Raw genomic sequence first — 25,444 nt, 5'->3', positions numbered from 1 at the left:
CACGGTGACGGAGGCCCGCTTGAAGCATCCGATGGGCTGGCACGCGGGGTCTATGTTGATCTGGCCGGCTCGACCGGGTTGGGCAGGCAAAGCGCCGGAGATGGCAGCGCAGACGACTGGCGCAACTTGCCGGGGCGGCGCATCGGGCTGAGCCCTGACCTCGAATTGGGCAGGACACTGGATCTGAGCTGGGAAGCTGCGCCATGCCCGCGATGCGGGGAGTCTCTCTTTGCCATATCGCGGATCACGCGGTGCACAGCCGACGCGCGAGCTGTTGCCCGCAGCAGGGCGCGCTGGGGGGCCCCGAGATGCGCCTTGGCACCATTTGATGCCGATGACACGGCGCATCTGGTGTCGGGCAAGGCAGCTGGGCGGAGCTTTGGCGCGACGCTGCCGAAACTGCCCTAAGGCGACAGGCCCCTCGGAGCGATGCGGCAGGCGATTTTTGCTGCGCTTTAACGCGCCTTGATCTCGATTGAAAAGCTGCGCCGCGCGCCCGAGGGCGGCGCGGGGAAGGGGGCGGCGCGCTGCACCACCCGCAACGCCGCCTGATCCAGCGCCGCCGACCCGGAACTGCGCGCCACCGACAGCCCGGCAAGCCCGCCGTTGCCGCCAATGTTGAAGGCAATGACCGCACTGCCGCGCGTGTTGAGACGGGGGCGCGCCACGCGGCTCAGCTTGCGCATCACCTCGCCGGGATAGTTGCTCGCGGCGGCATTGCCGGCCGCGTCCGATTTGCCGCCTTGGCCGCTGGAGGCGGCGCGCCCGCTGTCGCTGCCCGTCGCCTGCCCGGCGCGTGCGCTGCGCTCGGCATTGCCTTGGGGCGCTTGCTGGCGCTTTGGCGCGGGCTCCGCGCGGGTTTTTTTCGTCGGCTCGGCGGCTTCTGCCTTGCGCGTCGGCTTGGCAGCTTCGGCCTTGGGCGGCGGTGTCAGCGTGTCCGGGCGCACGGCGGGGCGGCGCGATACCGCAACGGCCTCATCCGAAGGCGTGTCTTCGGCGACCAAAGGCGCGGGCTGATCCGGCGGTTCTGCCTTGGCCGGCTCCGCGGTTTCTGGCGGCAAGGCGGCGATCACGTCGGGCTGCGCCGAGGGCGTCAGGGGCTCTGGCGTCAAAGGCTCTGGGGAGGGCGCAACGGCGGCCTCTGCCGCGCGCTGTGGCGCGGGCTCCGGCGCGATGGCTTGCTCGGGTTCTGTGGGCTGCGTTGGGGTGGCCTCGGGCGTCAGCACCTCTTCGGTCGGCTCAGACGTCAGCGTGCCGCGCGACATGTCGGCAAAGCTCGATCCAAGCGCTGCCTCGCCGCCAGAGGCGCCTTCGATCTTCACCGGCGGCTCGGTCTGCATCAGCGCCAGGGCTAGTGCGCCATGCGCCCCGCAAGCCAGCAGGGCCGCCGCCAGCTTTGCGGCGCGGGATGTCCGTACAGCGTTCATTCCAGCCCCCGTTCGGTCACCACGATGACCTTTTCTGCCCCGCCCCGACGAAGGGCACGGGCCAGCGCCACCAGATCCTCTGCGGGAAGATCGCGGTCGGGCACGATGCGCACCTCGGACGGGGGGGTATCGAGCGCCGCCAGAAACGCCTCGGGGCTGGCAAGCGCCGTGCCGCGCAGCGACAGCGCCCCGTCCGGCGTCACGACCAGCGCATCCGACGGCGCGGCGGCACTATCGAGATCGGCGGTGCGCACCAGCGTCAGCGATTCGCCCAGCGGCTGCGCCACCTGACCGGCTACCAGAAAGAAGATCAGCATCAGGAAGACGATGTTGATCAGCGCGATGGTCGGCTCTGACTTCGATCTGGGGCGATGAGTTCTGATCATCAGGCGCCTCCGAGAATTGTTGGCGCAAAGCCGGGCACGCGGCGCAGCACCACCAGCAGATCGGTCAGCCGCTGGGCGCTGACCCCCGGTTGCAACGACACCAGCAGCGGGCGGTTTTCCTCGGGCTCGCCCGCTTCGGGGCTGAGCGCCTCGGGCAGGGTGTCGAGCGTCAGCTCCGCGGCGTTGAGCGTTACGCTGTCCGGCCCCAGCCGCAGGAACAACGGGCGGGCATCGCCCGTGCCGACTCCGGCACCGGCGGCCATCAGTTCGACCTCGGAGAATTTGGAAAAGGTCGAGCTGAGCATGAAGAACAGCAGCAGCAGGAAGATCACGTCGATGAGCGAGGTCATCGACAGCCGGTTCCTGCGCCGTGCCTTACGCATGGACGCGCAGCCCTTGCGGCTTTGGCGCAGCCTCGCGCCCGGCGGCAGGGGATTCGATGGTGCGCAGCGCCTGACCGGCCAGCACCCGCTCGGCGTCGATGCGTGTTTCAAGCCAGCTGAGCAGAACCTGCGTCGGCATGGCGACGGCAAGGCCCACCGCAGTCGTCAGCAACGCCACCCAGATGCCGCCCGCCAGCAGCGACGGATCGACCTGACTGCCGGCTTCCTGCAGGGCCTGAAACGCGGTGATCATGCCCAGAACCGTGCCGAACAGGCCGACGAGCGGCGACAGTTGCGCCACCCCGTCGAGAAAGCGAAAGCCCCGTTCCAACGCGGCAAAACGGGTTTCGGCCTCGGCATCAAGCCGGGCGCTATCGACATCGCCCGCCATCGCCATCGCGATCACCGGGCGCAAATAGCTGCGCGAGCGTTCCAGCGCGCGGGCGGATTCGGCGCGCTCGCCGCGATCCCATGCTGCCACCGCATCGCGCAGCGCCCGGTGGCGGCCAACGCCTGCGGCGCGGAATTGCCAGAGCTTGTAAAGCACCACCGCCAGCGTCAGCACTGATACCGCCGTAAGAAACAGCACCACCGGCCCGCCAAGATCGTAAAGACGCTGGATTGCGTCCGTCAGCATATCAAGCGCGTTCATCCCATCATCTCCACACCGGTGCGGCTGGTCAGGGTCAGCGCGCTTGTGCAGGCATCGGCGCCCGCATCCGCCTCGCAGGTGGCGGCGCCGTTGATCAGCACCTGACCCAGCGCATCGCATTGCAGCCCCGGCACCACAAATTGCCGCAGGCGCGGCTTGTTCGTCGGCAGCGCGCCGAAATCGAACAGCGTCAGCTGGTTGACCTGCCCGGTGCTGTCGAACAGCACCGTCTCGTAAATCGCCGAGGCAATGTCGGCCCCGCTGCCGTTGCGCGCCAGAAAGCTCAGCTTGCAGCCGCGCTCGGTCTGTTCCTGGGCATTAAGCTCGATCGACAGCCCGCCGGGGGCATCGCCGTCGGCCGCGACCGGGGCGGCAAGGCAAAGCGTGACAATGGCGCAGAACAGCGCGAAAACGGCATGGGGACGGATGACGCGAGGCACCGGCAGCTCCCTAGAAAACAGATCAACAGGACGTGCTTGCACCCGTCTGGATGCTGGCGTGAAGGTCACGGTCCGTGACACCACGTTTGGCCCTGACTTGCAATACCTTATTAACTTTATCAACAATACCTCGGTGCCTCTGAAACGCGAAAGGGCCGCCCGAAGGCGACCCTTTTTCACGTCTTCCGAAGAAGATATTGGAGCGGGCGAGGCGATTCGAACGCCCGACCCTAACCTTGGCAAGGTTATGCTCTACCCCTGAGCTACGCCCGCACCGTGACAGCCGAGCTGTCGTTGACCAACTGGAGCGGGCGAGGCGATTCGAACGCCCGACCCTAACCTTGGCAAGGTTATGCTCTACCCCTGAGCTACGCCCGCAACCGGTTGGTAGGGGGGCATTTACGGTTTCCCGCGCCGCTCCGCAAGAGGAAATTGTCACCTTTTTGCGGAAATTCGCGGCGGGGCTCTGTGCCCTTGCGTAACAATAGGGGGTGGCTCGCGCGGCCATCTGCAATGAGGCTTGGGCGCTGGCCAGATTGCCGGCATGTCAGCGCTGTTCAAGCGCGATGCCAGCCCGTTGATTGCGGGGCAGGGCGACTGAGCGCATGAAAAGGCCCGCCGCGCGGGGGCGCGGCGGGCCTGAAAATCGTCTGGGCTTGGGTCAGGCCGTCTTGCGACGACGCAGCAGCGCAATCCCGCCGACACCGAGCAGCAGCAGCGGTGCACCCGCAGGCAGCGGCACCGTCGAGGTCGGGGTGTAGTCGTAGATCACGTAGGCGGTGGCGCCGGCGCTGGTGGCGAACTGGGTGATCAGGTTGCCCGCACCGGTTCCGCTGCTGTTGCCCTGGGCAGCCAGGTCAAGCGTGAAGGTGCCGGTGCCAATGAAGGCCTCGAGGGCACTGGTGAAGGTTGCCGAGTCGGTATCGTCTGCCGTCAGACCTTCGTAGGTGACACCGGAGGTGCCGGCGAAATCGATGGTGCCGTCATACGCGCTGAGGCTCGTGACACTATTCGCAAGCGGATTGACGGAAACGTCGAAGCCGTAACCGGTGTAGGTACCCACGATGTTCGCGCCAAGGCTGAGCGAAACGTCGGCCGGCGAGGCATCGAGGCTTTCCGCCTTTGCCGTGCCGCTGGCCGTACCATAGAGGGACAGGGTGACGCTGTTGAGCGTGCCGAGCGTCTCGTCAAACATGGAAAGAGCAACGCTATCTTCCCAGCTGGTCGTGCTGGTCGCAATAGACGCGCTGTAGCTGACGGTCGCGGCATTCGCTGCGCCTGCAAAAAGCAGAACCGCGGCGGCGGATGTCGTGAAAAGATTCATCGGAACTGCCTTCAATCGAATTTCTTTCGTTACGCGACCTGCATAAATGGCCTTTCGGGGGGCTGGCAATACCAAGGTGCAGGTGTCGAAAGCATTTAAGCAAATTTTGTGTGTTTTCAGCACATGTGCAACCATAAATTGCAGATATTGGCTCAGTTATTCACCCCATGCGGGAAGCAAAAGGTGGGTTTTTGGGCGAATATCCTGGGGCGGGGCAGCGCAAGGCCGTCCCGCGGAAACGAAAAGACGGCCCGGAATCACCGGGCCGCCCTGTCAGTCGCATCCACGCCTGTGGCGCGGGGTCATTCAAGCTCGATAAGCAGATCCTTGGCGTCGATCTGACCGCCGGGCACCACGTGAACCGCCTTGATCACCGCATCGCGTTCGGCGTGCAGGCCGGTTTCCATCTTCATCGCCTCGATGGTCAGAAGCAGATCGCCGGTCTTGACCTGCGCCCCGGCCTGCACCGCGACAGATGCCACCACGCCGGGCATCGGCGCGCCGATATGCGAGGGGTTGCCGACCTCCGCCTTGGGGCGGGCGACGCTGGTGGCCTTGGCCTTGCGGTTGGGCACGCGCACCGCGCGCGGCTGGCCGTTGAGTTCGAAGAACACCCGGACCTCGCCGTCATCCTGCGTCTCGCCCACGGTGATCAGCCGGATTTCCAGCGTCTTGCCGGGGTCGATTTCGGCGGTGATCTCTTCGCCGGGCTGCATCCCGTAGAAATAGGTCAGCGTCGGCAGCACCCGCACCGGGCCGTATTCCTCGTGGCGGGCGGCGTAGTCGGTGAAGACCTTGGGGTACATCAGGTAGCCGTTGAAATCCTCGTCGTCGAAGTCTTCGTCGGGGAATTTCGCCGCCAGCTCGGCGCGCAACGCGTCCAGATCGGCCGGGGCAAGATGCGCGCCGGGGCGTTCCAGATTGGGGCTTTCGCCTTTCAGCACCTTGTTGACGATGGTTTCAGGGAAGCCGCCCGGCGGTTGGCCGAGATTGCCGCGCATCATGTCGATCACCGAATCGGGGAAGCTGACATCGGTGGCGGGGTCTTCGACCTGGGCGCGGGTCAGGTTCTGCGACACCATCATCAGCGCCATGTCGCCGACCACCTTGGACGAGGGCGTCACCTTGACGATATCGCCGAACATCTTGTTCACGTCAGCATAGGTCTGCGCGACCTCGTGCCAGCGCTCTTCGAGCCCCATCGAGCGGGCCTGCGCCTTGAGGTTGGTGAACTGCCCGCCGGGCATCTCGTGCAGGTAAACCTCGGAGGCCGGCGCCTGAAGACCGGACTCGAACGCGGCGTACTGGCCGCGCACCGCTTCCCAGTAGTTCGACAGCTCGCGGATGGTGCCGACATCCAGCAGCGTGTCGCGGTCGGTGTGGCGCAGCGCCTCGACGATGCTGCCCAGCGTCGGTTGCGAGGTGTTGCCCGACAGCGCATCCATTGCCGCATCCACCGCATCGACGCCCGCGCGCGCGGCTTCGATCACCGTGGCAATCGACGCGCCGCTGGTGTCATGGGTGTGGAAATGGATCGGCAGGCCGACCTCTTCCTTTAGCGCCTTGATCAGCGCGCCGGCGGAATTGGCCTTGAGCAGCCCGGCCATGTCCTTGAGCCCCAGCACATGCGCGCCAGCGGCCTTCAGTTCCTTGCCCATGTCGACATAGTAGGCAAGGTTGTACTTTGCCCGGTCGGGATCGAGGATATCGCCGGTGTAGCAGATCGTGCCTTCGCAGATCTTGCCCGAGTCGATGACCGCATCCATCGCCACGCGCATGTTCTCGACCCAGTTGAGCGAATCGAACACCCGGAACACATCGACGCCGCTGGCGGCCGCCTGTGCGACAAAGCTTTGCACCACGTTGTCGGGATAGTTGGTATAGCCGACCCCGTTCGAGGCGCGCAGCAGCATCTGCGTCATGATGTTGGGCATCCGTGCCCGGATGTCGCGCAGCCGCTGCCACGGGCATTCCTGCAAGAAGCGGTAGGCCACGTCGAAGGTCGCGCCGCCCCAGCATTCGACCGAGAACAGATCGGACATGTTCGCGGCATAGGCGGGCGCCACCTTGATCATGTCGATGGACCGCATCCGCGTCGCCAGCAGCGACTGGTGCCCGTCCCGCATGGTGGTGTCGGTGATCAGCAGGCGTTTCTGGGCTGACATCCAGTCTGCCACCGCCTGCGCTCCCTTTTCTTCCAGCAGGGTGCGGGTGCCGGCGGGGGGCACCTCGTGCTGCAGCAGGGGCGGGCGCGCCGGTTTCAGTTCGGCGGCAGGCTTGGGGCGGTTCTGTACCTCGGGGTGACCGTTCACCGTGATATCGGCGATATAGGTCAGCACCTTGGTGCCCCGGTCGCGGCGCTTCTTGAAATCGAACAGCTCGGGCGTCGTGTCGATGAACTTGGTGCTGTACTGGTTGTTCAGGAACACCGGATGTTTCAGCAGGTTGATCACGAAGTCGATGTTCGTGCTAACCCCCCGGATGCGGAATTCGCGCAGGGCGCGGTCCATCCGCTTGATCGCCTTTTCCGGGGTGGGGGCCTTGGCGGTCACCTTCACCAGCAGAGAATCGTAGTAGCGGGTGATAACGCCGCCCGCATAGGCGGTGCCGCCGTCTAGGCGGATGCCCATGCCGGTGGCGCTGCGATAGGCGGTGATGCGGCCGTAATCGGGGATGAAATTGTTGGTCGGATCTTCGGTGGTGATCCGGGTCTGAAGCGCGTGGCCGGTCAGGCGCACATCGTATTGCGAGGCTTTGCCAGTGGCCTCGGCGAGGGATTTACCCTCGGCGATCAGGATCTGCGCCTGAACGATGTCGATGCCGGTCACCTCTTCGGTGACGGTGTGTTCGACCTGAACGCGGGGGTTCACCTCGATAAAGTAGAACTTGCCGCTGTCCATATCCATCAGGAATTCGACGGTACCGGCGCATTCGTAATTCACATGGGCGCAGATCTTGCGGCCAAGCTCGCAGATTTCCTCGCGCTGCGCCTCGGACAGATACGGCGCGGGGGCGCGCTCGACGACCTTCTGGTTGCGGCGCTGCACCGAGCAGTCGCGCTCGTACAGGTGATAGATGTTGCCCATCTTGTCGCCAAGGATCTGCACCTCGACGTGGCGGGCGCGGATGATCATCTTTTCCAGATAACCTTCGCCGTTGCCAAAGGCAGCCTCGGCTTCGCGCCGTCCTTCAAGCACCTTTTCCTTGAGCTCTTCGGGGCCGTTGATCGGGCGCATGCCGCGCCCGCCGCCGCCCCAGGAGGCCTTGAGCATCAGCGGATAGCCGATTTCCTCGGCTTCTTTGGTGATGGCGTCCCAGTCATCGGCCAGAACCTCGGTGGCGGGGATGACCGGCACGCCGGCCTCGATGGCAACCTTGCGGGCGCTCGCCTTGTCGCCAAGGGCGCGCATGGTGGCCGCCTTGGGGCCGATAAAGGTGATCCCGGCGGCATCGCAGGCATCGACGAACTCGGGGTTTTCCGACAGCAGGCCATAGCCCGGGTGGATCGCATCCGCCCCCGACAGCTTGGCCACACGGATGATCTCGGGGATCGACAGATAGGCCGCAACGGGGCCAAGCCCCTCGCCGATCCGGTAGGCTTCGTCCGCCTTGAAGCGGTGCAGGCCAAGCTTGTCTTCCTCGGCGAAGACGGCGACCGTCTTCTTGCCCATCTCGTTCGCCGCCCGCATGATGCGAATGGCGATCTCCCCCCTGTTCGCAATGAGAATCTTGTTGAACTCGGGCATTGCGTCTCTTTCCTCCGTCTAAGGCCTTGTCGACCGTGACGCAGAGTGAACGCCATGCCGCGTTGCGGCGCAAGGCGGGTTTGCAAGTTTTGCCACGAATTGCGACGGGTTTGCATAGCCGTGCCGAACAACGGTCAGCCGTGGGCATATCCTGCGCCATGGGATGACGGCGCAGGACCCGCCGGGGCTTGCGGCGCCAGAGGGAAATTCAGGCACCGCAATCGGGTCAGTCAAGCGCGCTGAGCGTGGTGCGCGCCTGGGTATAGGAGGCCGCGGCCGAGGCGATCTCGGCCGCCGCGTCGGCGTTGGCGTCAGCACTGGCGTCTGCGGCCTGGGCGGCCTGATAGGCGGCCAGTTCGGCGTCGGTGACGGTGCCGTCGTCATTGGTATCGGCATCCGGGTAGGTGTCGATCAAGGTGCTGTCGCTGCTGCTCTCGGTATCGGTTTCGAACAACGAAACCACCAGAGATTCGGCATCAACCCCGCCACTGGCTGCGGCGGATCCCCCCGGAGGCGGGCCTGAGGGCGGCGCCCCACCTCCCGGCGGCGGGCCCGAGGGCGGTTGGCCACCGGTGGCGCCCGCTTCGGCGGCGGCCTCGGTGGTGGGAGGGGTGGACAGGGACACGGCACTGGCGCTGTAAAGCCCAGCACTTGCGCTGCCCAACGCGGACATGGACATTTGTCATACCTTTCGCTTGTAGAGAGTATGCCCGGTTTGCGCCCAAGGTGTTATCGGGTCGTTAAAATCCGGGCTCAGGCCCGGGCCGATGCGCCGCCGTTTTTCCGCAAGTTTCACACAGCTTTGAACCGTCCACAGGTTTCTTGCGAACGTAAGGGGAACGGTCTCTTCCCATCAGGGCGCCAGATCGCTAGATTACCCGCCATGAGCACATTCGATGACATGGACGCCTTCGAGGGCGCATCGCTGTCCGCCCGCGCCATGGCCGCGCGGCCGATGCCCTATCTCGACGATCTCAACCCGGCGCAGCGCGAGGCGGTCGAACGGCTCGACGGGCCGGTGCTGATGCTGGCCGGGGCCGGGACCGGCAAGACCAAGGCGCTGACCGCGCGCATCGTGCACCTGCTGATGACCGGGCGGGCGCGTCCGAACGAGATCCTGTCGGTGACCTTCACCAACAAGGCCGCGCGCGAGATGAAGAACCGGGTCGGCCGGATGCTCGGCCAGCAGATCGAGGGCATGCCGTGGCTTGGCACTTTCCATTCGATCTGCGTCAAGCTGCTGCGGCGCCATGCCGAGCTGGTCGGGCTGAAGTCGAACTTTACAATTCTCGACACGGACGACCAGATCCGCCTGCTGAAACAGCTGATTTCGGCAGCGGGTATTGATGAAAAGCGATGGCCGGCCCGTCAGCTGGCGGGGCTGATCGACAGTTGGAAAAACCGCGCATGGGTGCCGGCCAAGGTGCCCGCCTCCGAGGCGTCGGCCTATAACAACCGTGGCACCGAACTGTATGACCGGTATCAGGCCCGCCTGCGCGAGCTGAACGCCTGCGACTTTGGCGACCTGCTGCTGCACATGGTGACGATCTTTCAGCAACATGCGGACGTGCTGGAACAATACCAGAAATGGTTCCGCTATATTCTGGTCGACGAGTATCAGGATACCAACGTGGCGCAGTATCTCTGGCTGCGGCTTCTGGCGAACAAGCATCGCAACGTCTGCTGCGTAGGCGATGACGATCAGTCGATCTATGGCTGGCGCGGCGCAGAGGTCGGCAACATTCTGCGGTTCGAAAAGGATTTTCCCGGCGCGCATGTGGTGCGGCTGGAACAGAACTACCGCTCGACCGAGCACATTCTTGCCGCCGCCTCCGGCGTCATTCGCGGCAACGAGGGGCGGCTTGGCAAGGAGCTGTGGACAGAGGCGGCGGGCGGTGAAAAAGTCCGGCTCATCGGTCATTGGGATGGCGTCGACGAGGCCCGCTGGACCGGCGAAGAGATCGAATCGCTGCAAAAGGGCACGCGCGGCCTGCGACCCTATTCGCTGGATGACATGGCGATTCTGGTGCGGGCCAGCCACCAGATGCGCGCCTTCGAGGATCGGTTCCTGACCATCGGTCTGCCCTATCGGGTGATCGGCGGCCCCCGGTTCTATGAGCGGATGGAGATTCGCGATGCCATGGCCTATTTCCGGCTGGTGGTGTCGCCCGACGACGATCTGGCCTTCGAACGCATCGTCAATACGCCCAAGCGCGGGCTTGGCGACAAGGCGCAGCAGCTGATCCAGCAGACGGCGCGCGAATTTGGCGTGTCGCTGATCGACGGTGCGCGCATTGCCGTGGATGAGGGGCGCATCAAGGGCAAGGGCGGCGGCCAGCTGCGCCATCTGTGCGAAGGGCTGGCCCGCTGGCGCGAGGCCATGCTTGGCCCGCTGCGCCGCGCTGGCGATCCGATGCCGGATGATGGGTTCGACGTGATCGAAGACGATGCGCCGATCGAGGTGAACGATGCCCTGCGCGGCAAGCCGACCATGACCCACATGGAACTGGCGGAAATCATCCTTGACGAGTCCGGCTACACCGCGATGTGGCAAAACGACAAGACGCCCGAAGCGCCGGGGCGGCTCGAAAACCTGAAAGAGCTCGTCAAGGCGCTGGAACAGTTCGAAAATCTGCAAGGATTTCTCGAACATGTCGCCTTGATCATGGATAATGAGAATGACGAGGCGGGTGAAAAAGTATCCATCATGACCCTGCACGCCGCCAAGGGGCTGGAGTTTCCGGCGGTGTTCCTGCCCGGCTGGGAGGATGGGCTGTTCCCCTCGCAACGCTCGATGGATGAAAGCGGTCTCAAGGGGCTCGAGGAAGAGCGGCGGCTGGCCTATGTCGGCATCACCCGCGCCGAAGAGCTGTGCACGATCTCGTTCGCGGGCAACCGGCAGGTGTTCGGGCAATGGCAATCGGCGCTGCCCTCGCGCTTCATCGACGAGCTGCCCGAAGCCCATGTCGAGGTGCTGACCCCGCCGGGCCTGTACGGCGGCACCTATGGCGCGGCCTCGCCTTATGGCGCGGGCTCGGGGCTGGAAACCAAGGCCGCCGAGGCAAATGTCTACAACTCTCCGGGCTGGAAGCGGCTGCAACAGCGCTCAACCCAGCGCCCGGTCAGCCAGCCGCGCGAAAGCAGCCATCAGGTGATCGACCTGACCGCGGTCTCGGCGTTCGAAATGGGGCAGAGGGTGTTCCACCAGAAGTTCGGCTATGGCGAGATCGTCGGGATCGAGGGCGACAAGCTGGAGATCGCGTTCGAAAAAGCCGGGACCAAGAAGGTGGTGGCGCGCTTCGTGCACGCATCGGACGACGTGCCGTTCTGACAAGGGGGCGGGTTTTAGCCTTTGGGCATCCGCAGCACGACATTGCGTCCGCCCTTGGACAGCTGCAATTCGGCCTCGCCGATGGCGGCGACGCGCCCGCCGTCCAGCCTGTCACCGACCTTGACGTTCTGAAGCCGTCCGTTCGACAGCCGCACCAGAGCGCGCCGGTTCGAGGACGAGCCGAAGACCCCGATCAGGCTGGTTTCGCGCAGGTTCAGCTGGTTCTCGATCGTCGCCTGTCTGGCGACATTGGCGTTCTGCGGGATGTTGGGCGCGGGCTGGCGCACCGCTGCTGCCGATGCGGTCTGAACCGGCGCAGGTTCGGCGCGGCGCACGATGCTGTCCATGTTGCCGGGGCGCAGCTTGGGCCCGACAGAGCGGTCGACCGCCAGATCGGTGCCAGTGGGTTGCTCGGGGGCGTCCGGTTCAGCAAGCGCGGCTTGCTCGGGCGCGGGTTCCGGTGCGTCCAGCGCCTCGGCGATTGCGGCGGTGACAGGGGGCTGCACGGTTTGCGGGCGCAACACCGGGCGCTTGCCGCCCAGCTCCGCCACCGAGAACCCGGCCTGCGTTGCCCGTTCGCTTTGCTCGATCAGATCGCCGGGGCGTGCGCTGGGGCGGCGCGCTTCAAGCTCGGGATCGGCGGCAGGGCCGTCCGTTGCATTAGGGGGCGTCGCCTCAGCCTGTTCCCCGGCTTGCGTGGGGCGTGGCGGCGGCACCTGCGGCGGCGGGCCGGTAAAGACGCGCACGCCATCGGGGGACACCGCGCCTTCGGGCGTCGCCCGCACCAACCCGCGCTCGTCGAGGTCAAAGCGCACCTGCGGCCCCGGTGGCAGCAGCATCGGCTGCGGGGTGTCTTCGGCCTGCGCCGCGGGGGGCAGCGCGACCGCGTCGGATTTCTCGACCTTGGGATCAACCGAGGTGACATAGACATCGTCGAGCGTGTCCGGCGTCGCCTCGGGCGGCGCGGAGGGCGAGCGTTGCCAGATGCCGGTGGCGGCATAGCTGGTCGCGGCCTCTTCGGGCGACGGGGCAATTCCGGCGGGCTCGGGCACGGCAACGGCGACCACGTCGGGTTCGACCGCTGGCGCGGGTGGCAGCGGCGCGGTGATCTCGGGCGCAGCGGCGGGCTCGGGGGGTGGGGTCGCGGCAATCTCGCTCGCTTCGTCTCCGGTACCAAAGAAGCGTGACAGTTCCTCTTCGAGGAACACCGCCGCCCATGCCGCGACGCCCAAAAGGAACAGCAGCAGCACCAAGGTCAGCATCAGCCCGAGAAAGCGGGGCTTGCCGCCGATATCCTCACCGCGCCGCGCCCCGAAAACGGTCATGCGGCGACGTTCGTCTTCGAGATCGACAGGGCCTGCCATCGCGGCCTGCAACGGCGGAGGCGCTTCGCCGGGGTCTTTGATTTGCGTGGGCTTGCTCTCGCGCAGGGGCTGGCGAATGGGGAAGCCGGGGCGGGGTGCTTGGGCCTCGACCGGGGCAACCGGAGTGGCATCGACCGGCGCCGCCTTCGGCCCGATCTTTGGCGGGGCCGTGTGGGGCGGCGCGCTCTGCCGCGCCGCTGGAGCGGGCTTTGGCTTGGCCGCTCCGCCTTGGCTCGGTGCGGCGCCCCCATCCTGACGCTTGGCGCGCGCAGGGGTCAAGACGCCCGGCGCCGGTGTTGGCGTTGCCGGTTCGGCAGGCTTTGGCGATGGGGCGGCAGTGGTGAGTGCTGGTGGCGCACTCTGGGTCTGTACGGGCTTGCTGCCCTCTGGCAAGGCGCGGCTGGCGCGCATGCTGCTGAAGCGCGCGGCGTCGGGCCCGGCATCGGCGCTGCGGGCCGGGTCGGGGCGCATGGGGCTCTGGGCAGGCTCTGGCAGGGGGGCAAGCGACGTTGCGCGTGCCTCGCCTCCGGGACCGAAGATGCCGGTCTTGAAGCTGGCCGGCGCTGGTTCCACGCCGGGTTCAGGTTCAGGTTCAGGTTCAGGTTCGGGGGCAGGCGCGGTCGGATTGGGCGGGGTCGGACTGGGCGGGGTCGGACTGGGGGTGGCCAGAAAGGCAGGGGGAGGTCCAGGGTCAGGCAGGGGCGTCGGCGCGTCCATAGCCTCGGGCTGCATCACCGGCAGCGGTGCGCCGGACTCGGGCTCGGCGGCTTTGGGCAGCGGGTCGGCAACAGCGTCGTCGGACTGACCGAGATCGGGCACATCCTGAGCCGCAGGCGGCCCCTGTTCCAGACCGGGTGGGGGTGCATCGGTGATGCGCAAGGGCCAGTCCGGCCGCTGCGGCAGCGGCCCGGTCCATCCCGGCGCGCTGCCGAAAAACGGAATGCCGGGGAAATCGCGCGTCTGTGGCGCGGCGCAGAACCCGACGGGCGTGAACCCATGGGCGCCGATGAAGGCCTCCGCCTCGGCGAGGGTCTCGCGCGCGACGGCGGCGGCCTGAATGCCGTTTGCGCCGATGAGCCAGTCATAGACCAGCTCGTCGACCGGATAGGGCGTCGCGCCGTCAAGCGCCGCGCTGACGGCGGCCTCGCGGCTGGCGTCATCGCCGGGATCGGGCAGCGCGAGATAGCGCAGCTGATCGTCGGGCAGGATCAGCAGCACCTGCGTGCCGTTCGGGCCGGTGGCGCGTGCGCTCAGCGCCTGCAGCGCGCCGCCCGGATCGTCGTCGGCAAAGGACATCTCGCCCAGCCGGAGCCAGACGTCTTCGTCGCGGCGCAGCAGGGCGATGCCATCAGATGAAATAAGAAGCGCGTTGTTCGGTACCATGCGCATTGTTTATCACTGCTCTGTCATCATGGGGAGGCCTCGCAGATCATACAGCAGCAGCCCGCCGAGCGGAAGAAAGCAATGCCACCGGGGTTGTGCGCAGCGCAGCGCATGAACATGTTGCCCAAGGTATACGACCCATGGGAGATTGAGATGATCCGCTTTGCCCCTGCTTCGCTTTGCCTTGCCGCCGCGCTGGCGCTGGCCCCGGTTTCCGCGCTTGCACAGCAGGCCCGCCTGACAGTGACGGGCGAGGGCAGCGCTTCGGCGGTGCCTGACATGGCGACGGTGTCGCTTGGCGTCTCGGCGCAGAACGCCGAAGCTGGCGTTGCGATGGATGAGGCCTCGCGCGTTGCGGCCGAGATCCTGTCCCGGCTTGATGCGCTTGGCATCGCGGCGCGCGACCGGCAGACCTCGGATATTGGTTTGCAGCCGGTCTGGGCCCGGTCCGACAATGAAGATCCGCGCATCACCGGCTATGAGGCGAGCAACCAGCTGACCGTGCGGGTGCGCGACCTTGCCACGCTGGGCGATGTGCTGGCCTCGGTGACCGAGGGCGGGGCGAACCGGTTGGCCGGGCTGAGCTTTGGCCTACAGGAGCCGGGGCCGGTGATGGATGCCGCCCGGCGCAACGCGGTGGCCGATGCCATGGCGCGGGCGCGCGTGCTGGCCGAGGCGGCGGGCGTGACGCTTGGGCCGATCGTCACCATCGCCGAGGGTGGCAGCTATGAGGCGCCCTCGCCCAAGATGGACATGGCGCGCGTCATGTCGGCCCCTGTGGCGGCGGGCGAGCAGAGCCTGAGCGCCAGCGTGACGGTGGTCTTTGCCCTGGGCGACGCGGCGCCCGAGTGAGCTTCTGGCACACCGCGTTTCCCAAGCCTGTGTGCCTGAGCGCGGGCGAGGGAGGCGCGGCGGCGGGGCTAGCCCAGCTTTGACAGCAGGCGCAGCAGCGTTTCCTTTTCGCGCTCGCGCAGGGGGGCGAGGGTTTCGGCGCTGACCTCGATGGCCTTGACGGTCGCCTCGTCGATCAGCGCGATGCCCTCAAGGGTGAGCGCGACAAGGTGGCGACGGCGATCATCCGGGTCTGCCGAGGTGGTGAGCAGGCCGCGCCGGATCAGCCGGTCGACCACGCCCTTGGTGGTCGCGCCATCCATGGCCACCGAGCGGCCAAGCCGGTTCTGCGACATCGGCCCGTCTTCGGCGAGGCGATGCATCACGGAAAACTGGGTTGGGGTCAGCTTGCCCGGCACCTTTTCGGTGAAGATGGTGGAATTGCGCTGGTAGGCCTTGCGCAGCAGGAAGCCGATCTGCTCATCCAGAAGATAGCCGTGATCGGCGGAGGTGCGGGCTTTGGGGTACTCGTTCAAACGGGGTGTCTCCTATGGCGCGAGCGCGGCTTAGATCTATTCGCGGCCAAGGGCAACGGTGGCGGCGCATCTGTTGTGGCGCGTGTCTGCGCGGGGGCATGGGGGGCGCTGCCCCCCGTCGCCTGAGGGGCGACTCCCCCCGGAGTTTATGCGGCAAGATGAAGACCGGGCGCGGCTTTTGGGTTGCTGGCGCTGGGGGCTCAGACCGACAGATAGGCATCGCGGATCTCGGGGTGGGCTTCGAGCTCGGCGAAGCTGCCGTCGAACTTCTTTTCACCGCCTTCGATGATGATGGCGCGGTCGGCCACGGCGCGGGCGAAATGCAGGTTCTGTTCCGAGATCATCACCGTCAGCCCTTGGGCTTTCAGTTTCAGGATGGTGGCGGCCATCTGTTCGACGATCACCGGGGCGATGCCTTCGGAAGGCTCGTCGAGCAGCAGCAGCGCCGGGTTGCCCATCAGGGTGCGGGCGATGGTCAGCATCTGCTGTTCGCCCCCCGACATGTGCTTGCCGCGGTTGGCGCGGCGCTCATCGAGGTTGGGGAAGATCTCGAACAGCTGGTCGGTGGTCCAGTGCGGCGCGTCTTTGCGGGCGGGCTGGCGGCCGACTTCGAGGTTTTCCAGCACCGTGAGGTCGGTAAAGATGCGCCGGTCTTCGGGCACGTAGCCGATGCCGCATTTGGCGACGCGAAAGGCGGGCTCGCCGACCAGCTCGCGGCCCTGAAAGATCACGCCGCCCTTGCGCGGCCTGACCAGCTGCATCACCGATTTCATCGTGGTCGACTTGCCGGCGCCGTTGCGGCCCAGTAGCGCGACGACCTCGCCGCGGCGGACCTCGAAGCTGAGGTCCGACAGGATGTGAGCCTTGCCGTAATAGCTGTGGATGCCTTCGACGCTAAGCATGGGTTTCCTCCTTGAAGAGGGTTCCGCCGCCAAGATAGACCTCTTGCACCTGCGGGTTGTTGCGCACCTCGGTGGCGTTGCCATCGGCGATCAGCTCGCCCCGGTTCAGCACCATGATGTGATGGGAATGGGCGAAGACCACGTCCATGTCGTGTTCGGTGAACAGCACGCTGACGCCCTGATCGCGCACGATGTCGGCGGTCAGCTGCATCAGCTCGATCCGGGCCGAGGGGGCCATGCCGGCGGTTGGCTCGTCCATCAGCAACAGGCGCGGTTTGTGGCACAGCGCGATGGCCAGTTCGAGCCGTTTGAGATCGCCGTAGGCCAGCACCGAACAGGGGCGGTCGGCTTGATCCTGCATGGCGACGACGCCGAGCAGGTCCATCGCCTCGTCGCGGTAGAGTTTCCAGGCGCGCGGGCCGATGGTAAAGATCCGCCGGTGGTGCGACATCAGCGCCATCTGGACGTTTTCGATCACCGTCATCGACTGGTAGGTGCCGGTGATCTGGAAGGTGCGCCCCACGCCCTTGCGCCAGATGTCGCGGGGCTTGTGACCGGTGATGTCTTTGCCGTCGAAGAACACCCGGCCTTCGGTGGGTTTGAGCTGGCCCATCAGCATGTTGAAGCAGGTGGATTTGCCCGCGCCGTTGGGGCCGATCAGGGCCTTGAGCTCGCCCTGTTTGACGCTGAAAGTGACGCCGCCCACGGCAACGAAGCCATCGTAGCTTTTCTTGAGGTTTTCGACGCGCAGGATCTCGGTCATCGGATGGTTTCCTCGTCGGTGTGGCGGATCTTGCGCCAGAGGGTCGACAGGGTGCCCACGATGCCTTCGGGCATCAGGATCACCACCGAGATGATCACGAGACCCAGCAGCAGGCGCCAGTATTCAAGGCGGGTCAGCCAGTCTTCGACGCCGGTCATGAAGCCCGCGCCGACAACCCCGCCCGCAAGGGTTTTCACGCCGCCAAGGAAGACCACGATCAGCGCATCGAAGCTTTCGCCGATTTCCAGCACAGTCGGGAAGACCGAGCCCTTGGAGAAGACAAAGATCCCCCCGGCAAGGCCCGCCATGATGCCTGCAAGGCAGAAGGCGGCGTATTGCACGCGCTTGACGTCGATGCCCATGGCCTCGGCCTGACGCGGGCTGTCGCGGCCGGCGCGCAGGGCATAGCCAAAGGGCGAATGGATGACATGGCGCAGGAAGATGATGCCGCCGGTGCCAAGGATCAGGGTGAAGTAATAGAACGGCGCCGGGGCATTCAGCCATTCGGCGGGCCAGATGTTGACCAGCCCGTCATCGCCGCGCGTCACGTCGCGCCATTGGAAGGCGAGGCTCCAGACCAGCTGCGAGAACGCCAGCGTCAGCATGGCGAAATAGACCCCCGACAGCCGGATGCAGAACCAGCCGATGGCCAGCGCCAGCAGCCCGGCGGCGAGGGGGGCGAACAGGAAGGCCAGTTCCATCGGGGTGCCGGTATGGAACACCAGCAGGGCGGCGGCATAGGCCCCGCCTCCGAAAAAGGCGGCATGGCCGAAGCTGACAAGCCCGCCGGTGCCGAGAATGAAATGCAGGCTGGCGGCGAACAGCGCAAAGACGATCATGTCGACGATCAGCGTCAGCACGAATTGTTCGGCGAACAGCGGCACCAGCGCCAAGGCCAGCACGAAGGCAGAGGTCAGCGCGATGCCCTTGGGGCCATAGGGGCGGATCGGGCGCTCGGGGCTGCCGACCTGACCGTGCTCGCCGGCGGCTTCCTCGCGCCCGAGGATGCCCCAGGGGCGGATGATCAGCACGATGGCCATGACCACATACATCAGCACCAGCGTCGATTGCGGCAGGTAGGTGACACCAAAGACGTTAAGCACCGAGATCAGCACGGCGGCGATGAAGGCACCGGGCAGGCTGCCCATGCCGCCGATGACGACGACCACGAAGACCTCGCCGATGATGTTGAAATCCATCAGCAGGTCGGCGCCGCCCTTGGGCAGTTGCAGCGCGCCGCCAAGGCCCGCCAGCGCCGAGCCGAGGGCAAAGACGCCGGTGAACAGCCACGCCTGATTGACGCCAAGCGCGCCGACCATCTCGCGGTCTTGCGTCGCGGCGCGCACGAGGATGCCAAGCCGGGTCTTGGTGATGAGGTACCACAGCGCAAACAGGATGAAGGGGGTGATGGCGATCAGCACGATGTCGTATTTCGGCACCGGCTCGCCAAAAATGCGCCAGACGCCGCGCAGGCCGGGGGCGCGGGGGCCAAGCTTGTCTTCGGCGCCCCAGATCATCAGCGCCAGATCCTGAATGACGAGGATCACACCGAAGGTGGCGACCAGCTGGAACAGCTCGGGCGCGCGGTAGATCGGGCGCAGAACGATCATCTCGGTCAGCGCGCCAATCACCCCGACCGCAAGCCCGGTCAGCAGGATTGCGCCCCAGAAGCCGACATGGCCGGACAGGATATCCATCAGCGTGATGCCGATGAAGGCCCCGAGCATGTAAAAGCTGCCGTGGGCGAAGTTGACGATCCGCGTGACGCCGAAGATCAGCGACAGCCCGGAGGCGACGAGAAACAGGGCCGCCGCATTGGCGAGACCGGTCAGGAACTGGGCGAGGAAAAAGGCCATGGTCCGGGGAAGTGTCCTTGTGCGGCGGGGTATTCGGGGGAAAGGCCGCGCGCGTGGACGGCGCAGGCCGGGGGCGCTGCCCCCCCTTCGCGCGTGCCGCGCGAATTTCCCCCGGAGTTTAACTGGCAAGATGAAGGGGGGCGCCGCGCCTGGGGCGCCCCCGGATGCGCTTATTCGGCGGGGCGCATCGCGGTGATGTCTTCGTCGCTGGGCATGTAGGGGGCCGGGTCCTTGTATTCCCAGTCGACCATCACGCCCTTGCCATCTTCGACAGCCGTCGTTCCGACCCAGGCGCCCAGCGTCGACTGGTTGTCGATGGCGCGATAGGTGAGCGCACCGATGGGGGTGTCATCGACGGTGAGGTCTTCGAAGGCCTGACGGATGGCGTCGCCGTCGGTGCTGCCGGCCGTGTTGATCGCGGCGGCGATGGATTGGGCGGTCATGTAGCCGACGAGGCTGCCGATCTTGGGGGTTTCGCCGGTGGCGGCCTCATAGGCGGCGACGAAGGTGCCTGCGGGGGTGCCCTCGTCAAAGGCATACCAAGGGAAGCCGGTGACGTACCAGCCTTCGGGGGCCTCGTCGCCCAGCGGTTCGAGGTATTCAGGCTCACCCGTCAGCAGGCCGTAGACCGAGCGCCCGTCGAACAGGCCGCGATCGCCGCCTTCGCGCACCAGCTTGGCAAGGTCGGAGCCGAAAGTGACGTTGTAGATGGCGTCGGGCTTGGCGCGTTCGATGGCCTGCACTTCGGCGCCGGCGTCGATGTTGAACAGAGCGGGCCATTGTTCGGCGACGAATTCAACCTCGGGCTTGAGCCGTTGCAGGTTTTCCTTGAACGCATTCACCGCGTCCTGCCCATAGGCGTAGTTCGGCGCGATGGTGGCATAGGTGATGGCGTCGGTCTTGGCAGCCTCTTCGGCGAGCATCGCGGCCTGCACCCAGGTCGAGGCGCGCAGGCGGAAGGTCCAGGGGTTGCCCGAATTCCACACGAGGCTGTCGGCCAGCGGTTCGGACGCGAGGTAGAGATAGCCCTTTTCGGCAGCAAAGGACGACAGTGCGAGGCCGACGTGGCTCAGGATGGTGCCGGTGAACATCACCGCGCCTTCGCGGGTCATCAGCTCTTCGGCGATCTTGACCGCTTCGGCAGGGTCGCCCTGATCGTCGCGGAACACGAATTCCAGCGGCTTGCCCAGCACACCGCCGTCTGCGTTGATTTCGCTCAGCGCCAGTTCGATGCCCTTTTTATAGGGTTCGGCGAAGGCGGCCATGCGCTTGTAGTGGTTGATCTCGCCGACCTTGATGGTGTCTTGCGCCATGGCGGCGGGGGCGAGGGCTGTGGCGGCGATCATGCCAAGCACGGTGCGTCTGATGAGGGTCATGCGGTTTCTCTCTGTTGGGTGGGCGCGTTGGCCCTTGATGCCCGGTCTTTTCTGCCGGTTAATCGTGGTAAACAAATGCTGGAGAAGGGTCGGAGGCGATATCCTCGGTCCTTTCCAGTTCCAGAAGGTCGTTGATCCGCTTGCGATAGACAAGTGGCCCTTTGTCGATGGCGATGCGCAGGGGGCGGCGTTTTTGCGGGCGCAGCTCTTCGGCCTGAACCGCTTCGAGGATGGCCTTGTCCTCGGCGAAGGCGGTGCGGAACATCGCGTCCATGCGCTCAGCGGCCTCGTCATCGTCGATGGCGGCGTTGCGGATGTGCATCCAGCGGTCGATGCTGTGGGTCTCGGTGACCGGTGTGATGAAATGCAGCGCAAAGATGCGCACGCCCTGATTGCGGTCTTCTTCGCGGCACTGCTTTTCGGTCTCGATCGAGCCGAAGTCGATGACGGCGGTGCAGGGGGTGTAAAGATAATAGTAATGCCAGCGGTCGACATTGCCGGTGAACCCGCCAAACGCCTTGAAAAACCCGATGGGCTCGCCGTCGCGGATCCAGCGCCAGGCGACGATGGCCTCGCCTTCGGTCTGCACATGCACGGGGACGTTTTCCGATGCGGCGTTGCCCAGCGTGGTCGGGTGGACAAAGCTGACATGCGCCGGGTCGACAAGGTTTTCCGCAACGTTGAGGTAATGCGATTCCAGATGCAGCGCATCGCCGTGGTGCACCGCCCAGTTCGGATCGCTGAATTCGGGCATGTCGAAGATCTTTGCCGGGTCGGCCTTGTCCGGATCGCCCATCCAGATCCAGACGATGCCGTGCTTTTCCACGATGGGGAAGGCATCGACAAAGGCGGATTTGGGCAGGTTGGTCTGCCCCGGTACCCGCACACAGGCGCCCGAGCAATCGAAGGTCAGCCCGTGGTAGCCGCATTGCACCGTATCGCCGACGCGCTTGCCTTTGGACAGCGGCAGCAGGCGGTGCGGGCAGCGGTCGTCCAGCGCGGCCACGGTGCCATCGGATTTGCGGAACATCACGACATGATCGCCAAGGATGGTAAATCGGCGCAGGTCGTCGTCGATTTCCGTCGACCATGCGGCGACATACCAGGCGTTTCTTACGAATTGCGTCATGTGTCCGTCTCCTTGGGTTAGCGCAGACCGTCGGCGCCGGTGATCTGGTCCTGTGTCAGCCCGCCGACGCGGGGCTGCGGGCGGCCATGTTGTTGCAGCGCCACCGCAACGACGATTTCGCCGGGGCGCGGGGCGTCGTTGATGCGGATGCGCATGGCGTCGAAATGGCTGCGCACATAAGCGGCATCCTTGTGGCCGAGCGGCACGTCGAGGATTTCGCCGGCGCGCCCGATGGCTTTGGAGGAGGGCACCAGCGCCTTGCCACCGCCGATCACGGCGCGCAGCGGCGCGCCGAGTTTCGGGTGCAACAGCGCGGCGGCGTGTTCCAGTTCGCCGTTTTCACCCACCAGCGCGGCCTTGCCGTAGCCTTCGATGGGCGCGCCGCCAAGCGCGGCCAGCGCTTCGGTCCCAAGCAGTTCGCCAAGCGCCTCGCCCATCTCGATCAGCTCTGACAGGTCATCGGTGAACGCCCCGGCAAACGGGTTGGCGATCACCGCCGCCGCCAGCGCCCGGCGGGCTGGAGGCTGGACGGGGTGGCCCATCTCGCTGCGGACCTCTTCGACCTGGGTGACGAGCTTGCGCAGCTTCAACGGAGCCCGTCCTCGCCCTTGATCGCGTCCTTGGTCAGCCCGCCGATGCGGGCGTGGATGCGCCCGCCGGTGGTCATCACCAGCACCAGCAGGATTTCATTGGGGCGGGGGGCGTCGGGGATGCCGACCTCGATGGCGTCGTAATGGGTGCGCACGTAGGATGCGTTGGTGTGGGTCACCGGGATGTCGATCCGTGTGCCCGCCGCGCCGACCTTCTTGGTCGAGGGCACTATGGCGAGGCTTTTCTCGATGCTGTCGCGCATGGCGTAGCCGCCGGGCACGTGCCACAGCGCGCCATGTTCGATCTCGCCGTTGACGCCGGTGATGGCGCCCTTGCCGTAGCCTTCGACGATGCTCGCATCGCCGCCAAGCGCATCGATGCACATCTGCGCCATTTCAGCGCCCAGCGGTTCGAGATCCTTCATGAAGGGCGTGATGTCTTCGACGTAATCCCCGGCGTAGGGGTTTTCGATCACCGCCATGGCGGCGGCGCGCTTGGCCGGGGTTTGCGGGGCGGGGCCGCCCTCGTGATAGATGGTTTCGACCTGTACGAGGGTCTTGCGGACCTTGACCTCAGGCATTGCGGAGTTCCTTTGTTTCAATCTGTTGCCCAAGGGCGATGCGGGTTCCGGCCAGCGCGAGGCAGGCGGCGCGGATCAGCCCGGAGGCGATGTAATCCTGCGCCAGCGCGCGCCCGGCGCCAAGGGCGGTGGTGATGTCATCCGGCGTCAGCGGGCCGACATCGGTGGTGACAAGGCGCGGGCCAAGATCGCTGTCGGGGGCCAGATCGCAGGCGCGTTGCCGCGTCACGGCGGGATGGTCGGGCAGATCCACCGCATTGGCGATCAGAGTGGCGGCCACATCGGCCAGCGCTGCGTCGCGGGCCAGCACGGTGACGGCGTCGGCGATGCCCCGCGAATGCGAGCGTCCGCGCCAGCCGCTGGTGGCGACGCCGCCGATGCCATCCTGCGGGCCGATCAGCGCGCGGGCGCCGGGGGCACGGGTCACCGGGTCTTCGCAGATCGCAAGGCGCAGCGGCGCGGCGCGGGTATACAGCGCGATGTCACCGCCGTTGTTGACATGGGCGCGGGTCAGCCCGTGGCCGGGCGTCAGCATTGCGGCCAGCAGATGATCGGCAACCGAGCCTGCCACTGCCGCCATCGGTGTCACAAACGCCGGGGCGAAAAGATCGGCGGCGCTTTGCATCCGGCGCGCCACGATGCCTTTCGGCGCAGGGCCAGTGGGGGCGCGCAGGCGGGGCAGTTCGGCGCTCAGCTCGGTCAGGATCGGCGCAAAGCCATCGCGGGCGCGCATCAGCGCCTTGTCCATCGCCTCTGCCGGGCCTTCTGCGGTGACGATCACGTCGATCGGCCCATGGGTCAGGCGCATCCGGCCACCGCTGGCCAATTGCATTTGGGGGCGCTCGAGAAAGCTCATTTCGGACCCACGGGCCAGGGTGCGCCGGGCTTGCGCGCCTCGCCGCGGCGGCCCGACAGGCGATGATCCGATTGCCGACCCGTCATGCCCTGCAGCGCCTCTTCGAGCGGCATGACATAATCCATATGGCCGCCAAGCGCCTGATAATCGTCGCGGGTCATGGTGAATTCGATGGGCGCGACCAGCGCCGGGGTCGGCACGTAGCCAAAGGCATTCTTGGGCATCTGCGTCACGTCGGCCATATAGGTGATGCCGCCGCCCGGCCACATCATCACCGGGGCGCCGCCGCAGGTGACGCGGGTCAGCCGCGATTGCACGGAACGGGTCAGCGACACCGGGTTTTCCGTCACGCCCGAGCGTAGCGAGCCGCCAGCCCCCGCCATGAACAGCACCGAGGTCAGCGACGGCTCGCAGTTTTCCTCGATCCGCGCGACCGAGGGCAGCAGCCGCTCGGGCATGTCCTTCTGCACGGGGACAAGCGCGTCATCCAGTTCGTAATAGGCGGCGTGCTCGCCAGTGGTCGACACCATCAGGATCGACAGCCCCGGCCACGCCTGCGGCTTGAACGTATCAAGGATGTCCAGCGGGTCGGTCAGGTCGGTGCCGCCCCAGCCGGTGCCCGGCTCGGCGACCTGAAAGTAGCGGCCCGGGGTGGACCGGCGGCCCTTGATCTTGATGCCCGTCGGGGCCCAGCCGATGACCTTGCCAGCCTGATGTTCGGACATGACGCCAGTGATGTGATCGTCGACCACCACGACCTCGTCGACCAGCCCCTTCCACTGCGCTGCGAACATGCCCACCGTGGCCGACCCGCAGCCGACGCGCATGCGTTCTTCGCGCAAGCCATTGACGATGGGGGCCTGCCCGGCGGCGATCTGCAGCTCGGCGCCCTGATCGATGGTCAGCGGCACCTCTTCGCCGTTGCACAGCGCCAGCAGCGCGGCGCAGGTGGCGCGCCCTTCCTTCTTGGACCCGCCAGTGAGGTGATGCACCCCCCCGAGCGAGAGCATCTGCGAGCCGTATTCCGAGGTGGTCACATGGCCGATGATCTCGCCATCGCTGCGCACCGGGGCGCATTCATTGCCAAGATGGCGGTCGGTGTCGATCTTCACCTTGGCACCGCAATAGGAAAAGATGCCTTCGGTCACCACGGTGATCATGTCGGTATCGGCCGCGGTCGAGGCGACGATGAAGGGCGCGGGCTTGTAATCGGGGTAGGTCGTGCCGCTGCCCACGGCGGTGATGAAGCTGTCCTCGCCGCTGACGATCTCGCCGTCCCATTCACGATCGAGAAACGGCACAACCGGCACATCCGTGTTCGACAGGATGGTCAGCGGATCAAGCCGCACCAGCGCGCCGCCCTCGTTGGCATAGCGATCGCAAGCGCCAGCGCGACCCTCGGCGATGTAGCACATGACCGGGCAGGCATCGCAGCGGATCTTTGCGGGCTGCTCGGGGCGGTCACGTTTCACGGGAGAGGTTTCGGCCGTCACTTCGCGGGCTCCATCGTTTGGGGCTGGCAGGGTCAGTTCGTTTGTATACGAACGCACAGCGGTTTGCGCGCTGTCAAGCCTGTCGTGCGTTCGGG

Annotated in this window: 21 protein-coding genes and 2 tRNA genes; 2 read left to right on the top strand and 21 right to left on the bottom strand. The window is 66.1% G+C overall.

The features are described from left to right. Positions 1–455: 455 nt before the first annotated feature. The 10 genes from Q4543_RS00185 to Q4543_RS00140 form a co-directional block, all read right to left on the bottom strand. A complete protein-coding gene (locus Q4543_RS00185; RefSeq protein ID WP_303435717.1) occupies positions 456–1,427 on the bottom strand; it encodes a TonB family protein in 972 nt (323 codons plus the stop codon). Next, on the bottom strand, positions 1,424–1,813 hold the full coding sequence (locus Q4543_RS00180) for a biopolymer transporter ExbD (protein ID WP_303435716.1): 390 nt from the start codon (positions 1,811–1,813) through the stop codon (positions 1,424–1,426). The genes Q4543_RS00185 and Q4543_RS00180 overlap by 4 nt, the downstream gene beginning before the upstream one ends. Then, entirely contained in the window at positions 1,813–2,196 is a 384-nt protein-coding gene (locus tag Q4543_RS00175; protein ID WP_303435715.1) for a biopolymer transporter ExbD, read from the bottom strand. Before Q4543_RS00175 ends, Q4543_RS00180 begins: the two co-directional genes overlap by 1 nt. Beyond that, positions 2,189–2,848 carry a MotA/TolQ/ExbB proton channel family protein gene (locus Q4543_RS00170; RefSeq protein WP_303435714.1) on the bottom strand — a complete coding sequence of 220 codons (660 nt, stop codon included), beginning with the start codon at positions 2,846–2,848 and terminating at the stop codon, positions 2,189–2,191. Before Q4543_RS00170 ends, Q4543_RS00175 begins: the two co-directional genes overlap by 8 nt. Further along, positions 2,845–3,288: a hypothetical protein gene (locus tag Q4543_RS00165; RefSeq protein ID WP_303435712.1), complete on the bottom strand. Its 444-nt coding sequence runs from the start codon at positions 3,286–3,288 to the stop codon at positions 2,845–2,847. The genes Q4543_RS00170 and Q4543_RS00165 overlap by 4 nt, the downstream gene beginning before the upstream one ends. Positions 3,289–3,486: 198 nt before the next feature. Next, a tRNA-Gly gene (locus Q4543_RS00160) sits at positions 3,487–3,561 on the bottom strand. Positions 3,562–3,591: 30 nt separating this feature from the next. After that, positions 3,592–3,666, bottom strand: a tRNA-Gly gene (locus Q4543_RS00155). A gap of 283 nt (positions 3,667–3,949) precedes the next feature. Further along, positions 3,950–4,612, bottom strand: a complete 663-nt coding sequence (locus Q4543_RS00150) for a choice-of-anchor E domain-containing protein (RefSeq protein ID WP_303435711.1) — start codon at positions 4,610–4,612, stop codon at positions 3,950–3,952. 302 nt (positions 4,613–4,914) lie between these two features. Beyond that, entirely contained in the window at positions 4,915–8,358 is a 3,444-nt protein-coding gene (locus tag Q4543_RS00145) for a pyruvate carboxylase (RefSeq protein ID WP_303435710.1), read from the bottom strand. 226 nt (positions 8,359–8,584) lie between these two features. Further along, positions 8,585–8,812, bottom strand: coding sequence for a hypothetical protein (locus tag Q4543_RS00140; RefSeq protein ID WP_303435709.1), 228 nt, complete (start codon positions 8,810–8,812; stop codon positions 8,585–8,587). A gap of 429 nt (positions 8,813–9,241) precedes the next feature. Between Q4543_RS00140 and Q4543_RS00135 the strand changes: the two genes are divergently transcribed. Beyond that, positions 9,242–11,689 (top strand): ATP-dependent helicase, encoded by a 2,448-nt coding sequence (locus tag Q4543_RS00135; RefSeq protein ID WP_216004289.1) that lies wholly within the window; start codon positions 9,242–9,244, stop codon positions 11,687–11,689. 14 nt (positions 11,690–11,703) lie between these two features. On the opposite strand, the gene Q4543_RS00130 is transcribed toward Q4543_RS00135, so the two are convergent. Next, positions 11,704–14,442, bottom strand: coding sequence for a hypothetical protein (locus Q4543_RS00130; protein ID WP_303435708.1), 2,739 nt, complete (start codon positions 14,440–14,442; stop codon positions 11,704–11,706). A gap of 147 nt (positions 14,443–14,589) precedes the next feature. Here Q4543_RS00130 and Q4543_RS00125 point away from each other — a divergent pair, with 147 nt between their 5' ends. Continuing rightward, complete coding sequence (locus Q4543_RS00125; RefSeq protein WP_303435707.1) at positions 14,590–15,288, top strand: SIMPL domain-containing protein; 699 nt, start codon at positions 14,590–14,592, stop codon at positions 15,286–15,288. Between the two features lie 68 nt (positions 15,289–15,356). On the opposite strand, the gene Q4543_RS00120 is transcribed toward Q4543_RS00125, so the two are convergent. The 10 genes from Q4543_RS00120 to Q4543_RS00075 all read right to left on the bottom strand — a co-directional run bounded on the left by Q4543_RS00120 (position 15,357) and on the right by Q4543_RS00075 (position 25,271). Beyond that, on the bottom strand, positions 15,357–15,803 hold the full coding sequence (locus tag Q4543_RS00120) for a MarR family winged helix-turn-helix transcriptional regulator (RefSeq protein WP_303435706.1): 447 nt from the start codon (positions 15,801–15,803) through the stop codon (positions 15,357–15,359). Between the two features lie 200 nt (positions 15,804–16,003). After that, positions 16,004–16,705, bottom strand: a complete 702-nt coding sequence (locus Q4543_RS00115; RefSeq protein WP_303435705.1) for an ABC transporter ATP-binding protein — start codon at positions 16,703–16,705, stop codon at positions 16,004–16,006. Further along, positions 16,698–17,468 (bottom strand): ABC transporter ATP-binding protein, encoded by a 771-nt coding sequence (locus Q4543_RS00110; RefSeq protein ID WP_303435704.1) that lies wholly within the window; start codon positions 17,466–17,468, stop codon positions 16,698–16,700. Before Q4543_RS00110 ends, Q4543_RS00115 begins: the two co-directional genes overlap by 8 nt. Further along, positions 17,465–19,324 carry an ABC transporter permease gene (locus Q4543_RS00105; protein WP_303435703.1) on the bottom strand — a complete coding sequence of 620 codons (1,860 nt, stop codon included), beginning with the start codon at positions 19,322–19,324 and terminating at the stop codon, positions 17,465–17,467. Before Q4543_RS00105 ends, Q4543_RS00110 begins: the two co-directional genes overlap by 4 nt. A gap of 170 nt (positions 19,325–19,494) precedes the next feature. Then, entirely contained in the window at positions 19,495–20,700 is a 1,206-nt protein-coding gene (locus Q4543_RS00100) for an ABC transporter substrate-binding protein (RefSeq protein ID WP_216004296.1), read from the bottom strand. A 58-nt stretch (positions 20,701–20,758) separates the two neighbouring features. Further along, a complete protein-coding gene (locus Q4543_RS00095; protein WP_303435702.1) occupies positions 20,759–21,829 on the bottom strand; it encodes an aromatic ring-hydroxylating dioxygenase subunit alpha in 1,071 nt (356 codons plus the stop codon). Between the two features lie 17 nt (positions 21,830–21,846). Next, positions 21,847–22,419, bottom strand: a complete 573-nt coding sequence (locus Q4543_RS00090; RefSeq protein ID WP_303435701.1) for an amino acid synthesis family protein — start codon at positions 22,417–22,419, stop codon at positions 21,847–21,849. Further along, the gene (locus Q4543_RS00085) at positions 22,416–23,000 is read right to left on the bottom strand and encodes an amino acid synthesis family protein (protein WP_303435700.1); all 585 of its coding nucleotides are present in this window, start codon (positions 22,998–23,000) and stop codon (positions 22,416–22,418) included. The genes Q4543_RS00090 and Q4543_RS00085 overlap by 4 nt, the downstream gene beginning before the upstream one ends. Then, complete coding sequence (locus Q4543_RS00080) at positions 22,993–23,856, bottom strand: UPF0280 family protein (RefSeq protein WP_303435699.1); 864 nt, start codon at positions 23,854–23,856, stop codon at positions 22,993–22,995. Before Q4543_RS00080 ends, Q4543_RS00085 begins: the two co-directional genes overlap by 8 nt. Continuing rightward, entirely contained in the window at positions 23,853–25,271 is a 1,419-nt protein-coding gene (locus Q4543_RS00075) for a 6-hydroxynicotinate reductase (RefSeq protein ID WP_303435881.1), read from the bottom strand. Before Q4543_RS00075 ends, Q4543_RS00080 begins: the two co-directional genes overlap by 4 nt. Between the last annotated feature and the right edge of the window lie 173 nt (positions 25,272–25,444).

Source organism: Salipiger sp. 1_MG-2023, assembly GCF_030547555.1.
GTDB lineage: Bacteria > Pseudomonadota > Alphaproteobacteria > Rhodobacterales > Rhodobacteraceae > Salipiger.
The sequence above is the reverse complement of the archived record's forward strand: the minus strand, read 5'-3'. Positions and strand labels throughout refer to the sequence as shown.

Bases quoted from the DNA above. Each gene is read 5' to 3' on its own strand.
- Q4543_RS00185 (WP_303435717.1), bottom strand. From the start codon at position 1,427: ATGAACGCTGTACGGACATCCCGCGCCGCAAAGCTGGCGGCGGCCCTG.
- Q4543_RS00180 (WP_303435716.1), bottom strand. From the start codon at position 1,813: ATGATCAGAACTCATCGCCCCAGATCGAAGTCAGAGCCGACCATCGCG.
- Q4543_RS00175 (WP_303435715.1), bottom strand. From the start codon at position 2,196: ATGCGTAAGGCACGGCGCAGGAACCGGCTGTCGATGACCTCGCTCATC.
- Q4543_RS00170 (WP_303435714.1), bottom strand. From the start codon at position 2,848: ATGAACGCGCTTGATATGCTGACGGACGCAATCCAGCGTCTTTACGAT.
- Q4543_RS00150 (WP_303435711.1), bottom strand. From the start codon at position 4,612: ATGAATCTTTTCACGACATCCGCCGCCGCGGTTCTGCTTTTTGCAGGC.
- Q4543_RS00145 (WP_303435710.1), bottom strand. From the start codon at position 8,358: ATGCCCGAGTTCAACAAGATTCTCATTGCGAACAGGGGGGAGATCGCC.
- Q4543_RS00135 (WP_216004289.1), top strand. From the start codon at position 9,242: ATGAGCACATTCGATGACATGGACGCCTTCGAGGGCGCATCGCTGTCC.
- Q4543_RS00130 (WP_303435708.1), bottom strand. From the start codon at position 14,442: ATGCGCATGGTACCGAACAACGCGCTTCTTATTTCATCTGATGGCATC.
- Q4543_RS00125 (WP_303435707.1), top strand. From the start codon at position 14,590: ATGATCCGCTTTGCCCCTGCTTCGCTTTGCCTTGCCGCCGCGCTGGCG.
- Q4543_RS00115 (WP_303435705.1), bottom strand. From the start codon at position 16,705: ATGCTTAGCGTCGAAGGCATCCACAGCTATTACGGCAAGGCTCACATC.
- Q4543_RS00110 (WP_303435704.1), bottom strand. From the start codon at position 17,468: ATGACCGAGATCCTGCGCGTCGAAAACCTCAAGAAAAGCTACGATGGC.
- Q4543_RS00105 (WP_303435703.1), bottom strand. From the start codon at position 19,324: ATGGCCTTTTTCCTCGCCCAGTTCCTGACCGGTCTCGCCAATGCGGCG.
- Q4543_RS00100 (WP_216004296.1), bottom strand. From the start codon at position 20,700: ATGACCCTCATCAGACGCACCGTGCTTGGCATGATCGCCGCCACAGCC.
- Q4543_RS00095 (WP_303435702.1), bottom strand. From the start codon at position 21,829: ATGACGCAATTCGTAAGAAACGCCTGGTATGTCGCCGCATGGTCGACG.
- Q4543_RS00085 (WP_303435700.1), bottom strand. From the start codon at position 23,000: ATGCCTGAGGTCAAGGTCCGCAAGACCCTCGTACAGGTCGAAACCATC.
- Q4543_RS00080 (WP_303435699.1), bottom strand. From the start codon at position 23,856: ATGAGCTTTCTCGAGCGCCCCCAAATGCAATTGGCCAGCGGTGGCCGG.
- Q4543_RS00075 (WP_303435881.1), bottom strand. From the start codon at position 25,271: ATGTGCTACATCGCCGAGGGTCGCGCTGGCGCTTGCGATCGCTATGCC.